The 14,236-nt window shown below is 55.7% G+C and carries 14 protein-coding genes and 1 pseudogene; 14 read left to right on the top strand and 1 reads right to left on the bottom strand.

From position 1 onward, the window contains the following. Positions 1-69: 69 nt before the first annotated feature. The 14 genes and pseudogenes from OEG84_RS20580 to OEG84_RS20515 all read left to right on the top strand — a co-directional run bounded on the left by OEG84_RS20580 (position 70) and on the right by OEG84_RS20515 (position 13,485). Positions 70-1,272: a glycosyltransferase gene (locus OEG84_RS20580; RefSeq protein WP_267655468.1), complete on the top strand. Its 1,203-nt coding sequence runs from the start codon at positions 70-72 to the stop codon at positions 1,270-1,272. After that, positions 1,269-2,444: a glycosyltransferase family 2 protein gene (locus OEG84_RS20575; protein ID WP_267655467.1), complete on the top strand. Its 1,176-nt coding sequence runs from the start codon at positions 1,269-1,271 to the stop codon at positions 2,442-2,444. Before OEG84_RS20580 ends, OEG84_RS20575 begins: the two co-directional genes overlap by 4 nt. A 53-nt stretch (positions 2,445-2,497) precedes the next feature. Beyond that, positions 2,498-2,701, top strand: a complete 204-nt coding sequence (locus OEG84_RS20570; protein WP_267655466.1) for a hypothetical protein — start codon at positions 2,498-2,500, stop codon at positions 2,699-2,701. A gap of 44 nt (positions 2,702-2,745) precedes the next feature. Further along, on the top strand, positions 2,746-3,528 hold the full coding sequence (locus OEG84_RS20565; RefSeq protein WP_267655465.1) for a hypothetical protein: 783 nt from the start codon (positions 2,746-2,748) through the stop codon (positions 3,526-3,528). Positions 3,529-3,552: 24 nt separating this feature from the next. Next, positions 3,553-4,869: an NAD(P)-binding protein gene (locus OEG84_RS20560; RefSeq protein ID WP_267655464.1), complete on the top strand. Its 1,317-nt coding sequence runs from the start codon at positions 3,553-3,555 to the stop codon at positions 4,867-4,869. Further along, positions 4,832-5,728, top strand: coding sequence for a class I SAM-dependent methyltransferase (locus OEG84_RS20555; protein ID WP_267655463.1), 897 nt, complete (start codon positions 4,832-4,834; stop codon positions 5,726-5,728). The genes OEG84_RS20560 and OEG84_RS20555 overlap by 38 nt, the downstream gene beginning before the upstream one ends. 348 nt (positions 5,729-6,076) lie before the next feature. Next, positions 6,077-6,799: a WbqC family protein gene (locus tag OEG84_RS20550; RefSeq protein WP_267655462.1), complete on the top strand. Its 723-nt coding sequence runs from the start codon at positions 6,077-6,079 to the stop codon at positions 6,797-6,799. Further along, a pseudogene (locus tag OEG84_RS20545) lies at positions 6,786-7,566 on the top strand (cephalosporin hydroxylase family protein). Before OEG84_RS20550 ends, OEG84_RS20545 begins: the two are co-directional and overlap by 14 nt. Before the next feature lie 267 nt (positions 7,567-7,833). Next, positions 7,834-8,760, top strand: a complete 927-nt coding sequence (locus tag OEG84_RS20540) for an ABC transporter permease subunit (RefSeq protein ID WP_267655461.1) — start codon at positions 7,834-7,836, stop codon at positions 8,758-8,760. After that, complete coding sequence (gene livM / locus OEG84_RS20535; RefSeq protein ID WP_267655460.1) at positions 8,760-10,118, top strand: high-affinity branched-chain amino acid ABC transporter permease LivM; 1,359 nt, start codon at positions 8,760-8,762, stop codon at positions 10,116-10,118. Before OEG84_RS20540 ends, livM begins: the two co-directional genes overlap by 1 nt. Positions 10,119-10,129: 11 nt before the next feature. Next, positions 10,130-11,119 carry an ABC transporter ATP-binding protein gene (locus OEG84_RS20530; RefSeq protein ID WP_267655459.1) on the top strand — a complete coding sequence of 330 codons (990 nt, stop codon included), beginning with the start codon at positions 10,130-10,132 and terminating at the stop codon, positions 11,117-11,119. Next, complete coding sequence (locus tag OEG84_RS20525; protein ID WP_267655458.1) at positions 11,116-11,847, top strand: ABC transporter ATP-binding protein; 732 nt, start codon at positions 11,116-11,118, stop codon at positions 11,845-11,847. Before OEG84_RS20530 ends, OEG84_RS20525 begins: the two co-directional genes overlap by 4 nt. Before the next feature lie 14 nt (positions 11,848-11,861). Continuing rightward, a complete protein-coding gene (locus tag OEG84_RS20520) occupies positions 11,862-12,212 on the top strand; it encodes a DUF6867 family protein (protein WP_267655457.1) in 351 nt (116 codons plus the stop codon). Positions 12,213-12,381: 169 nt separating this feature from the next. After that, a complete protein-coding gene (locus OEG84_RS20515) occupies positions 12,382-13,485 on the top strand; it encodes a branched-chain amino acid ABC transporter substrate-binding protein (RefSeq protein ID WP_267655456.1) in 1,104 nt (367 codons plus the stop codon). 107 nt (positions 13,486-13,592) lie between these two features. On the opposite strand, the gene OEG84_RS20510 is transcribed toward OEG84_RS20515, so the two are convergent. Continuing rightward, the gene (locus OEG84_RS20510; RefSeq protein WP_267656271.1) at positions 13,593-14,204 is read right to left on the bottom strand and encodes a nucleoside triphosphate hydrolase; all 612 of its coding nucleotides are present in this window, start codon (positions 14,202-14,204) and stop codon (positions 13,593-13,595) included. Positions 14,205-14,236 lie beyond the last annotated feature (32 nt).

The raw sequence follows: 14,236 nt of genomic DNA, 5'->3' as shown, positions 1-14,236 counted from the left end.
CAGGCAAGCATCGGGCAAGGTTGGACTGACACTGTGGTTTACGCAAAAGGCCTCATGCGAAGAAATATAATGACCCAACTTTCCATTTGCCTGCCCACCCGCAACAGGCAACGCTATTGCATCGAGACGATCCGCGCGATCGCAGCCAGCGACGGCACGGAATTCGAAGTCATTGTCGGCGACAACTCCGACGACAGTTCAGTGCTGGCTGATTTCTTCGCGCATGATTTCGACGATCCGCGCTTTCGCCTGATCGGCCCTGAAGACAGGGTGTTGCCAATGGTCGACAACTGGGAACGGTTGCTCGGCGAAACCAAGGGGCGCTGGATCACCGTCATCGGCGATGATGATTACCTCGATCCGAAGCTGGTGTTGCTGCTCAAGCACTACGAACATCTCTACTCGGATGCGGATGCCGTCAGTTGGGGGCGAATGAACTTCAACTGGCCGGACAACAGGCCGAACCCGGCGCTCTCCGTGCTCCCGATCAACCACGGCACCATAGTGGCGCCGAAATCCGATGTTCAGAACCGACTGTACCGCTGGAGCGAAGGCAAACACCGCCCGGCGATAGGTTTCGGCATCTATCACGGTGCCGTCCGCAGATCGCTGATGGATCGCATCAAGCGCAAATTTGGCGGACGCTATTTCGAACATCCCAATGTCGATTTCGAGAATTCCTGCAAGGTCATTCACCAAGCCCGGAAGCTGATTTACTGTCAACGCCCGTTTTCGGTTCTTGGCGCCTGCGCAGCTTCAAACTCAGCAGGCACCAGGTCGCAAAAGGTCATGGCCGAGCGCACCAAGGTTTTCAAAATCGAAGCGGCTGGCAAGGTCGATATGGATGACCCCATATTTCCCTTTCCGATCAGCAACAAAGGCGCATCGTTTTGCGCAGCCATCGCTTCAACGACATCCTGGTTTTGCCGAACCTATGGCGTGGATTTGACAGGGTTCCCGGAGAACTTTGCGCGTGCGGCGATGGACGAGTGCGATCGCACCACCGACGAGGAAATATACAAACTCAAGACAGCCTATTTCGAACGGGGGTTTGACATCTGGGAGGACGGAAAATGGCGGGATCATTTCAAACCCGCTCCCTTCTGGGGGGACCGTCCGGTCAATGAACTGTCGGGTGTTCTGAGGGAAAACCTCTACATCCGCGAAGACGCGGTGCCGTCGCAGACGCCGGCTGAATTTTACCGTCACAGCGAGCATATGATTCTGCCCGCCGAACTTGTGGCTTCCGGCACACGGACCTTTGCGCGATGACCCGATTGACGATCTGCATCCCGACGCGCAACCGCCAGCACTATGCGATGAATGCGGCACGTCACATGCTGGCCTCCACGCGGCAGGATTTCGAAATCCTGATCGGGGACAATTCAGACAACGCGGCGCCCTTGGCGGAATTTGTCGAGAGTACTGGAGACAGCCGGTTGCGGCTGTTATCTCCTGAGCAAGAGCCGCTCTCGATGCAAGACAACTGGGAACGGATGCCGCAGCATGCGCGCGGCGAGTGGGTCAGCTTCATCGGTGATGATGACTATCTGGATCCAGAACTGTGCGAAGCGCTGCGCGTGACCAGTGCACGCGTGCCCCATGTCGATGCCTTCACCTGGGGTCGAAGCTATTTCATCTGGCCCGATGCAAGGACTGACCGCGAAATCACCACGGTACCGACCGGAAGTCATCTGATCCACATGGAAAAGAAGGATCTGATGCGCAAGATTTTCTTCTGGGAAGACGCCAAGGACCGGCCGGCCTGCCCGTTCGGCATCTATCACGGCGCACTCAAGAAAGAGCTGCTGAACAGAATCCGCGATGCCTTCTCGAACCGGTACTTCGAGAATGCCAATCCCGACTATGACAGCATCTGTAAAACGGTAATGATGGCCGATGCCTGCATTTATTGGGAACGACCGCTGTCGGTGTTCGGAGCGTGCAAGGCTTCCAACACTGCCGGCCTGCGGGACTATGCGGTCGGCCTGGAACGCCTCAAGACCGTGCGCGAGGAAAATGAGGATGAACTGGAGGTCGCCAACTTTCCGTTCCCGATCGAGCTCGGAATTACTGCGTCTATCGTGCACACGATCGAATCGTTCAAGCAGCGCTACGGCATCGAGCTGAACGGGTGGGAAGAAGGTTTCATCAAAGCCTGCGCCGGAGACTGCGAAAACCAGGGAGACCGTGCACGGTTCGATGCGAAGAAAGCCGGGTATGCAGCCGCCATCAAGGCCTGGCGCGGACCCAAGGCGCTAAAGCAGTTCAACCCGGTCTTCCGCTACCGCGCCGAGGTGCCCAGGTTCATGGGACACGCCGAGGGGCATCTGTATTTCGACATGGCGATCGGCAACGCCCAGACTGCCGGCGAGTACTACAAGCTGCTTGACGGCATGCTGTTCCCTGTTCACTTGCTTGAAAGCCGCCTGAACGACGCTTGACACACATTCCGCTGGCGTCACCACGTCAAGGGAACTTCTAGAGGATCCCCGAGATGCAGTTGGGTCAAGACCCAGTGAACGAATTTACCCGAAACGGTTTTATCGTCATCAAGGGATTTTACCACCGCCGGGACAACGGGGCGGTGCAGACCGGTATTCACGCCATCATCGGCGCGGTCATGGCCCGACAGGACGGCGTCACCGGGTTGAAATGTGTATTTGCGAAACGGTACCAAGCGTCAAATTGTCACCAATAGCTATTGTCGAGCTCTTCTGAAGTAAATTCGGATATTCTCGACAATTGCGCCAGAAGGAATTCAAATTGGAGCAGTCAAATTCCAATAATTATCGCGAGGATGAAAAGAAATATTTTTCTGACATTGGAAACTACTTCCAAAAATCAAGCGGAAGTTTCAGTGAAAAAATGCACGCTTTTTGCCGGTATATACCGAGGCAATCCTTAGGGCATTTTTTGGCAAGGCACGAGATTTTCAAGGAGATCCTGGATATCCACGGTTCTGTCTGTGATTTCGGGGTCTATCGAGGGTCTTCATTCTTCGCATGGCAACAATTGAGCGCCATATATGAACCTTACAATCATACCAGAAAAATCATCGGTTTTGATTCCTTTGAAGGGTTCTCTGACATCGGTGAATTTGATGAAAACCGATCTGATGAGACGATTGAATTGAAAAAACCGGGCGGCATGGCTTTCTCAGGTGAAGATGAAATTCGCAACGGAATAGACCTGATGGATCTTAACCGGCCGCTAGGCCATATGCCAAAGGGTTCAATTGTCACTGGAGCGTTGCCGGACAGTTTCGATAGCTATTTGGATGAACATCCCGAAACAGTGATATCGCTCGCCAATTTTGGACTTGGGCTCTACGGCCCAACGGTGGAGTTGATGCGGAAGATCAAGCCCAGATTGACCCAGGGCAGCATTGTTGTGCTTGAAGAAATCAACCAGGCGATGTGGCCCGGAGAGACCAAGGCGCTGGCCGAAGTATTTGGATTAAACAATCTATCGCTGAACCGTGTGGCGTTCTGCCCACAAATAAGCTGGTTTAAGTTGGGCTCCTGAATAATGCGGACGAACAAAAAGACCGTGGGTATTGTAGGCGCTTCCATCGGCGGCCTGGTGTCCGCTGCGGCATTAGCCGACCGACAGATGAATGTCACATTGTTCGAACGGGGGCGCTCTGTAACCGGTCTTTACAACAAGATTGACACGCCGTTTGGCCGGCAAGAACTGGGAATGCACGTGATTTACGTCAGTCACGATCAATATGCATATCTGTGCGAAATTTTTGGGGCAGAAGTTTTCGAGTTGCTTGAGGGCGTGAACGTCGACCTTGGCGCCAGCAATAATTTCGGGATGAACAATTTCAGCAGCGTGTATCCCGATGTCAGGCATCATCCGGATCTGGAACGAATTCTGATTGAGATGTGTGCGGAAAACGGTTCGGAAGATCGAGCCGTAAGTGCGCGGGATGAAGCCATTCGCAGGTTTGGGCGTACCGCTGCGCTTGATGTCACCATTCCAACACTCGAAAAACTTTGGCATTCAAAGGCTGAAAACCTTACCAAACAGGCTTTGCACTGCTTCTATGATCTTCGAAGAATGGTGGTGTGCGATAAACGGCAGGCGGATAGTCTGAAGCAAGACCCATGGCTGGATCAGGTTGTTGCAAATCCGCTGCAAACCGAGCCGTTCGGGAAAGTATATGGTGACCGGGTCGGGCTGGTTTTCAAGGCTGAATACACGGACCTCAATGAACGTGTGATCGCATGGGCCGAAAAGAAACACATCAAGATCGAATTCGAAAAGCAGATCAGCATCGATGGCGGGCGGTTGTTAAGCGACGGGGTGGCTCTGTCTGAAATCTGCGATGCGTGTATCATTGCTGCCCCGATCCATACGCTGGCACAGCATTTGGTCGATGAATTGGACCAAATTGAACTGTCCATCGCCTATTTCCAGCTCGACAACCGCATAGGGGCGGATTTCCCTGCCTATTATCTTCTATGCCATGATCCTGTTTTGAAGTCGTCGCGAATCGTCAATTATGAAGCTTACAACTCGGACAGACGCGATGATAACCAAAGCGTGCTTTCAGTCGAGTTTCTTCACCCCGTTGGCCAGCCACCGGAAACAGCCGAAATAACCGATGAGATTTCCCGGATATTTCCGAACTGTGCTGTGGTTGCGTCGCACCGTTTGGAAAAATCGATGAAGCTGTGCAGCCCGACACTCGCAAACAAGAATGTTCTGGACAAATTCGAGCAGGAAGTGTCGTCGTCGTTTGGCGGCAAGCCGATATATTTTTCGGGGATGCGCACTGATACAGGCCAGTTTTTCTCTCACAATACCGTAGGATCTGCATATGCGGCCGCACTGGACTGTTACGAGCGATTGCGTTGAAATTGCAAGAATGCCATTTTATTGGCGCTTGAGCGGTTCCACTGAAGGTTCGCCAAATATCGATCAGACTCTGCCTATTCGGGTCACCATCGACCATGAATTTGACTATCTGAGATTTCAGCCAACCGAGCTGGAATGGGGCAACATAAACCGCGCTTATCAGATGAACGAGAACATTGGTTTTCTCAATCCAGAGTCCGGCCAGATGGACACCTATGGGTCGAGTGTTAATCGGTTTTTTCTCGGTGAAGTCCAACGCTTTTCGCCAAAAATCGCTTATGAAATTGGCTGCGGAGCCGGTTTTTCCATCGAGCATTTGAAGGCCAATGGATTTAGGGCGGTCGGAATTGACCCGTCAGAATACTCCAAGAAATGGAGCCAAAGGCTGGGATTCGAACTCATAAACGAATATTTCGGCCAAGGCTTGATCGAAAATCCCGCCGAATTCATCTATTGTAATGATGTTTTTGAGCACATCCCCGATGTTGTCGAGTTCAGTGCACAGGTCTTTGCCTGCTTGTCCGATGGTGGCGTATTCTGTTTTTCAACGACGAATTCCACCCAATCCATTGAACTGGGGGATATATCGCAGTTCGAGCACCAGCATGTGAACATGTTCACAACCCGTTCCATACATCTGATTTTATCAAGTGCGGGTTTTTCGGAAATCGAGGTTCGCGGCGGGAGCTATGGCAATACCTTTCATGTCACCGCACGCAAGCTTCAGGGCCGGAAAGCTGCCGTAGGGACGATTGCCCCCCGACATGTGATGGATATTTTGGCCGTGCGGCACGTGCCATTACCGCGTTTCAAAATTGGTATGATGGCACTGAAAACAAGAACTGCTACGTGCCATTGAGGTCTTTCCCCTACTTGGCGTCCGTTGGGGATTTTGGCCGTACGCCAGTATTCGATTCCAACACCTCATGGACAGACAAATTTATAGATGGCTATGGATTGGCAATTGCATCTCTCGATGCAGTGCCGAGGAATCAAGGCGCCCATTTTTTCGTTGGCTCAATGACTTTCTTTGATGAAATCAGGAAATCACTCATTGTCAGAGGCGTGGATGCAAAGAATATCGTTTCCATAAGAGATCTCCTGAATTGAAGTGCTTCCCGATTTTGGACCGCTTAAAGAGGACTGCTCCGTCTGAGCAATGGCTTGCCGGTTTGGTGGTGACACGCAAAAAGGAGCATTTCACACCATGAGGGTCGTCATCAGCCAGTCGATGTATTTTCCCTGGGTCGGGATGCTTGAGCAGATCCGGCTTGCTGATGTTTTCATCCATTATGATGACGTGCAGTTTTCCAAGGGAAGTTTTTCCAACCGGGTTCAGGTCAAGACGCCCAGCGGTATGACCTGGATGACGGTCCCACTCAGCGATCATCGGCTCGGCCAAACCATTGAGGAAGTACAACTGCAGCCGTTGCCGCGCTGGCGTGATCGCCATCTCGACATGTTATCAAGTTCCCTCGACGGCACGGCATTTGCCGGCGAGGCGCTCGACCTGGCGCGCGGCGTGATTGATGGCAATCATGAAACCGTTGCCGCGCTATCGCGGACCAGCATGCTGGCACTGAGTCGCTATTTTGGCCTTGATGCGGACACACGGTTTGCCAGTGCCTCCGATTTCGGCATTGCCGGTGCGGGAAGCGAGCGGGTGCTGGCGCTGGTCAAGGCGGTCGGCGGTACCGACTATATTACCGGCCATGGGGCCAGAAACTACCTCGACCACGAACTGTTCGAGGCGGCAGGCGTATCGGTGTCCTACATGGATTACAAATGTGCACACTACCGACAATTGCACGGGACGTTCACCCCCTTTGTGACGGCGCTCGATCTGGTGGCCAACTGCGGTCAAGATGGGCTGGGCGTGATCGGATCACAGACACGAGACTGGAAGGACTTTATACATGGATCCTCATGAAGAATTCCGCACTGAGGTGGAGAAGAATATTGATGGTCTGGTGGCTGACACCGATCTGCAGACTCTGTCCAGGACCTGGCTTAGAGAGAGCGCGCATCACAAATATTGCTATAATTTCTCCTGGCTCGGCCGCCCGGCAATCCAGTTTCCCAATGACACCTGGGCCCTGCAGGAACTGGTCTGGGCGATACGCCCGGACCTGATCATCGAAACCGGGATAGCCCACGGCGGCTCGCTGATCTATTCAGCCTCGTTGCTCGCGTTGCTGGAAATGTGCGACGCCACCGAACGAGGTGAAACACTCGATCCACGCAAGCCCGCGCGCAAGGTACTGGGCATCGATATCGATATCCGCACCCACAACCGCCAGGCAATCGAAGCGCATCCGATGGCACCACGCATCGAGATGATCGAAGGTTCGAGCATTGCCGTAGAAACCGTGGCCAAGGTCAGGCAGATCGCTTCGGGCTACAAGCGCATCCTCGTTTGTCTCGATTCCAACCATAGCCATGATCACGTGCTGGCCGAACTGGAAGCCTACGCGCCGCTGGTTTCGCCGGGCAGTTACTGCATTGTATTCGACACCCTTGTCGAGGATATGCCGGCGGAGCTGTCGGCCAACCGTCCCTGGGGACCGGGCAACAGCCCCAAAACCGCTGTCCACGCCTTTATCAAAAACCGCGCCGATTTCGTCATAGACAAGCAGAATCGACCAGAAACTCCAGATCACAGTCGCACCGGATGGATTTCTCCGCCGCACCGCGTGAGAGTGAGGGCCGCAAACCAGATCACCCGGACTTGCCTTTTGCCGGCGGAGCTCCTTCCGCCACGGAAGGTGCAGCCGCATATCGAACAATTTTGGGGAACCCAATCAAGAGTTTACAACTTTCAATCGGTTTAATGATTGACGGCGGTGCAAAACGAGTTTTTGGTGTTCACGGCCTTCGAAAAAAGGCTATACAGGCTGCAAGGGGAAGAGGGTGCAACCAAAGCGCCTCCCAAAGCAAAAGCAATAAGACGGGGACAGCTGCCTCATGGAATATTTTCTGCAACAGCTCATTAACGGGCTGACTCTGGGTTCGATCTACGGGCTCATCGCCATCGGCTACACCATGGTCTATGGCATCATCGGCATGATCAATTTCGCCCATGGCGATATCTTCATGGTGGGTTCATTCATCGCCCTGGCGACATTTCTTGCGCTGGTCGCGATCGGGATTTCGGCGCTGCCGCTGATCCTCATTATCACACTGATCGTCGCCATGGTGTTCACCTCGGCATGGGGCTGGGCGGTGGAGCGAATGGCCTACAGGCCGTTGCGCGGATCGTTTCGGCTGGCGCCGCTGATCACCGCCATCGGCATGTCGATCGTGCTGCAGAATTTCGTGCAGATCACCCAGGGCGCGCGCGTCAAGCCGCTGCCGCCCCAGATCCAGGGTGGCATCACGTTGATGGAAGGCGTGACCGACAACGGCACCATCGCCGTGCAACTGTCCTATATGCAGATGATCATCATCTTCACCACACTGGCGCTGATGATCGGGTTTTCGCTGCTGATTTCAAAAACCCCGCTGGGCCGCTCGCAGCGGGCCTGCGAACAGGATCAGAAAATGGCCGCGCTGCTCGGCGTCAACGTTGACCGTACCATCTCACTGACTTTCGTGATGGGGGCTGCACTTGCTGCGGTCGCTGGCTTCATGTTCCTGCTGCTTTACGGCGTGGTCGATTTCTACATCGGCTTCCTGGCTGGCGTGAAAGCCTTCACCGCCGCCGTTCTCGGCGGTATCGGCTCCCTGCCCGGCGCAATGCTCGGCGGTTTGCTGATCGGTCTGATCGAGGTGTTCTGGTCAGGCTACTTCACGGTTGAGTACAAGGACGTCGCCGCCTTCTCCATCCTGGTGATCGTTCTCATCTTCATGCCGTCCGGCTTGCTTGGCAAACCCGAAGTCGAGAAGGTCTAATGTCCGCCATTCCACAGAATCCCAGCCTTCTGGCTGACTCCGTCAAGGATGCCGTCATTGCGGCCATCCTTGCCGCCATCCTCGGATTTTTCTTCTTCGCGCTGCGAACCGACATCGTCACCGGTGGTCTCGACCTGACCTACCGGTGGGGGTTGTGGTTTAGCGCCACCGGCATCGTCTTTGTCGTGCGGTTGGTGTTGAACCTGCTCCTGTTCAAGACCCGCAATCCGATTACCCAACACCTGAATTTCAGCATTCCGGAGCGTACCCTGAGCGGTGTCGGCCGCGTCCTCGGACCGGTGCTGCTGGTGGTGGCGATGGGCCTGCCGTTCATCGTCATGTTGCTCTTCCCCAACCGCGACCGGCAGTTCATCGACCTGGCGATTCTGATCATGACCTACGTCATGCTTGGCTGGGGGCTGAACATTGTCGTCGGGCTCGCCGGGCTTCTCGACCTTGGTTACGTCGCTTTCTACGCTGTGGGCGCCTACTCGTTCGCTTTGCTGGCCCAGTATTTCAGCATCGGCTTCTGGACGGCGCTACCGCTGGCCGGTTTGCTGGCCGCAACATGGGGGGTTATTCTCGGATTTCCTGTGCTCAGGTTGCGCGGCGATTACCTCGCCATCGTGACACTCGCCTTCGGGGAGATCATCCGCATCGTGCTGCTCAACTGGTACCAGTTCACCGGCGGCCCGAACGGCATCTCCGGTATTCCAAAGCCGTCGTTTTTCGGTCTGGAATTCAGCCGCAAAGGCGGTTTCGCAGACTTCTTCGGCCTCGACTACGATTCGATCCACCGTTTCATCTATCTCTATTATATCATCCTGCTTCTGGCACTGATCACCAACTTCGTGACACTGCGGCTGCGCAAGCTGCCGGTCGGGCGCGCCTGGGAAGCGCTGCGCGAGGATGAAATCGCCTGTCGGTCACTTGGCATCAACACCACCAACACCAAGCTGACTGCGTTTGCCATCGGCGCGATGTTTGGCGGTTTTGCCGGATCGTTCTTCGCTACCCGGCAGGGGTTCATCTCGCCGGAAAGCTTCACCTTCCTTGAATCGGCGATCATCCTGGCGATTGTGGTGCTGGGCGGCATGGGCTCGCAGATCGGCGTCGTGATCGCATCGGTGGTGATGATTGGTGGCATTGAGCTGCTGAGAAACCTCAACTTCCTCAAGGAAATCTTCGGACCCGATTTCGAACCCACCCAGTACCGCATGCTGATTTTCGGCCTGGCCATGGTGCTGATCATGGTTTGGAAACCGCGCGGCATCATCTCCAATCGAAATCCTTCCGCGGTCTTCAAAAAGCGCAAGAAGATCGGCTCCGACATGGTCGCTCAAGGTGAGGGCCACTGATGGAAACCGCAATGAAAACTGCATCCGAAAAAAATTGGGACACCAATGTGGTGCTCTCTGTCGAACATCTGACCATGCGCTTTGGCGGTCTGGTCGCCATCAACGATCTAAGCTTCAATGTCGGTCGCGGCGATATCACCGCGCTGATCGGACCTAATGGCGCCGGCAAGACCACCGTGTTCAACTGCGTAACGGGATTTTACAAGCCGACCGAAGGGCGCATTGTCATGCGCCATGGCGAAGGCCTGCAGCAAGACAAGGTCGACGCGCTGACCCGCACCGGCCGGCAATTCGATTCACGCGAAAAATCCGGCGTGTTCCTGCTCGAGCGGATGCCCGATTTCGAAATCACCAAGCGCGCCAAGGTTGCCCGCACGTTCCAGAACATTCGCCTGTTCGGCGGCATGACAGCGCTGGAAAACCTGCTGGTGGCCCAGCACAATCCGCTGATGATTGCCTCATCGATGACCATTGGCGGCATCTTCAACCTGCCCGGTTTCCGCAAGGCACGTGGCGAGGCGATCGATTTCGCCGCTTACTGGCTGGAAAAGACCGGCCTCATCGACCGTGCTGACGACCCGGCGGCGGACCTGCCTTACGGGGCACAACGACGGCTCGAAATCGCCCGCGCCATGTGCACGCGGCCGCATCTTCTGTGCCTTGACGAACCGGCGGCCGGGCTCAACCCGCGGGAGTCGACCGAACTCAACGATCTGCTTCAATATATCCGCCGCGATCACGGCACCTCGATCCTCTTGATCGAGCACGACATGGGCGTGGTCATGGAAATATCGGATCATATCGTGGTGCTCGATTACGGTGAGAAAATCTCGGATGGCAACGCCGAACACGTCAAGAACGACCCGCGGGTGATTTCCGCCTATCTCGGGGTTGACGAAGATGAAGTCGCAACAATCGAGGAGATCGCCGCCGATCTGCCGGAAATCGCGGCAAAAGCAGGCAAGAAACCGTCGGAGAACGGTAAGGGAGGCAAGGCATGAGCGGCGGCGAAAAGCTTCTGACCATCCGCGGGGTGGAGACCTACTACGGCAAAATCGTTGCGCTTCGCGGCGTTGACGTCGATGTCTACAAGGGTGAGATCGTTACCCTGATCGGCGCAAATGGCGCCGGAAAGTCGACGCTGATGATGACTGTCTGCGGCAGCCCTCAGGCGCGCACCGGCGAGATCATCTTCGACGGCCAGGATATCACCCGCAAGCCGACACACGAGATCATCCGGATGGGCATCGCCCAATCGCCGGAAGGCCGCAGAATCTTCGGCCACATGACCGTGCTGGAAAATCTCCAGATGGGCGCGCAACTGGTTTCCGACGAATATTTCGACGAAGATCTGAAACGGATGTTCGATTTGTTTCCACGGCTCAAGGAGCGTGCAAGCCAGCGCGGCGGCACACTGTCTGGCGGCGAACAACAGATGCTGGCCATGGCCCGCGCGCTAATGAGCCGACCGAAGCTGCTTTTGCTGGACGAGCCCTCGCTCGGCCTGGCGCCGTTGATCGTCAAGCAGATCTTCGAGATCATCAAGGAACTCAACAGCAATGAAGGGCTGACCGTGTTTCTGGTTGAACAGAATGCGTTCCACGCTCTCAAGCTCGCGCACCGCGGTTATGTGATGGTCAATGGCAACATCACGCTGTCGGGAACCGGCGACGAATTGCTCAAGCGCGATGAGGTTCGCGCCGCCTATCTTGAAGGGGGCGCACATTGATCGAGGAACAGGTCATGGCCAATAATTTCTTGTGGGAAGTCTCGATCAGCGAATTCATCTTCGTGACGATGATCCTGGGCGGCGGCACCGCCTGGCTGACCGGGCGCGCGGTAGCGTCAACCTGGAGAACGCCGCTTCAGCTCGTCGGATACATGATTATCCTGGGCTTGGCAGTGCGCTTCATTCACTTCGCATTGTTCAGTGGCACCTTGCTGTCGCCCTACTATTACGTGGTGGATTTCATCGTCATCATGATCTTCGCGTTTCTCGGCATGCGCTTTACCCGCGCCGGCCAGATTGCGCAGCAGTACAGTTTCGCATTCGACCGGGCAGGCCCGTTCGGCTGGCGCCGGAAGGGCAATTAACCGCATAGCGAAACGTCGCGAACCACCATTGAAAAAGCACTATATTTCTTTTGAAATATCGGCTTAGATGGTTGCACACGGGGCATAATGCCCCCCACCCCGGCGCCGAACCGTATGTACACCTGCGGTGCCAGGGAAAGGAAACGAACAGGTGTTACTGGGAGATGACATGAAGAAGATACTTTTGGCAGGAGCCGCTCTTGGCTTCGCAATGTCTTCGGCTTCGGCCGATATCGTCATTGCGACCGCTGGTCCGATGACTGGCCAATACGCATCGTTTGGTGAGCAGATGAAGATCGGCGCCGAACAGGCTGTGGCCGATATCAACGCCGCCGGTGGCGTCAATGGGGAAATGCTGAAGCTGGAAATCGGCGATGACGCTTGCGATCCGAAGCAGGCAGTTGCAGTTGCCAACCAGTTCGCAGGTAACGGCGTGTCCTTCGTGGCAGGTCACTTCTGCTCAGGTTCTTCGATCCCGGCGTCGGCAGTGTATTCGGATGAAGGCATCATCCAGATTTCGCCAGCTTCGACCAACCCGACATTCACCGACGAGCGTCCGGGCGGCGCCGATGGCGGCATCTACCGCGTTTGCGGCCGTGATGACCAGCAGGGCGAAACTGCAGCAGCCTACCTGCTGAAGAACTTTGCCGGCAAGAAGATCGCCTTCGTTCACGACAAGACCGCCTATGGCAAGGGTCTTGCAGACGCCACCAAGGGTTCTTTTGAAGCCGGTGGCGGCACCGCAGCGATGTACGAAGCCTACACCGCTGGTGAAAAGGACTACACGGCACTCGTGTCGAAGATGAAGCAGGAAGGCATCGACGTTCTTTATGTCGGCGGCTACCACACCGAAGCCGGCTTGATGGTGCGTCAGATGCGCGAACAAGGCATGGATACCGTCCTGATCTCGGGCGATGCCCTGGTGACCGACGAGTATTGGGCAATTACCGGTGACGCCGGCGAAGGTACGCTGATGACCTTCTCCCCGGATCCGACCAAGAACCCGAATGCTGCGGATGTCGTGAAGGCACTTCAGGATGCCGGCAAGACCACCGAAGGCTACGTGATGTACACCTATGCGGCCATCCAGGCCTATGCACAGGCCGTCTCGGCAGCCGGTTCGACCGACTATGATGCGGTTCGCGAAGCACTCAACGCTGGTGACTTCAAGACCGTGCTCGGCGACCTGGCCTTCGACGACAAGGGCGACGTTTCGCTGCCGGGCTACGTGTTCTACAAGTGGCACGACGGCAAGTACGAGCAGCTCGACTAGGGTTTTTGACAACCTGATCTGATTGAGCCCCGGCGTGAAAACGCCGGGGCTTTTTGTTGTGGGGGTCGCTGAAGGGGCGGCCCGGCGTCAACGCCGCGGGCCCGCCCTCATACCTGGTTGAGGATTTCCAGATCGGCCCCGCGGGAGGCGTTGATGACCAGTTCGGCATTGGGAATGTCATTGGACATTGCCCGGTCCATAGCCTGGCTTTCGTTCAGGCCGTGGACGATCCAGCGCTCGATCAGCCTTTGCCGCAGCACCGTGTGATCGGCCTTGAGCAGCACACGGAAATCGAACAGCGCTGCCATCTTGAACCAGGGCTCCTGGTCCAGCAGAAGGTAATTGCCCTCGGCAATCAGAAACCGATGCCTCGGTTCAATGATACGGGCGCTGGCGCGGGCGAGATCAAGCTCCCGGTCAAAGACCGGAATGGCAATCTCGCTGTGCGGCGTGGTTTTAAGCCGTCGCAGCAATTCGGCATAGCCATCAGCATCGAAGGTGAAAGGCGCCCCCTTGCGAGCTCGCTGGCCGCGGCTATCGAGCACCGCATTGTCGAGATGAAAGCCATCCATCGGAACAATTGCTGCGCCGTGGCCACGTCGCTTTAGTTCCGCCGCAAGGGCTTCCGACAAGGTTGATTTGCCAACTCCCGGCGGACCGGCGAGGGCGATGATGAAACGCTGCGCTTCCCCTGCCCCGGCAATCGCCCTGTCGGCGATAATTTCCGCGTTATACCGCCCCCCATCCGGTC

Source organism: Hoeflea algicola (assembly GCF_026619415.1).
In the GTDB taxonomy this organism is placed as follows: domain Bacteria; phylum Pseudomonadota; class Alphaproteobacteria; order Rhizobiales; family Rhizobiaceae; genus Hoeflea; species Hoeflea algicola.
This window is presented reverse-complemented; position numbering and strand designations above follow the sequence as displayed.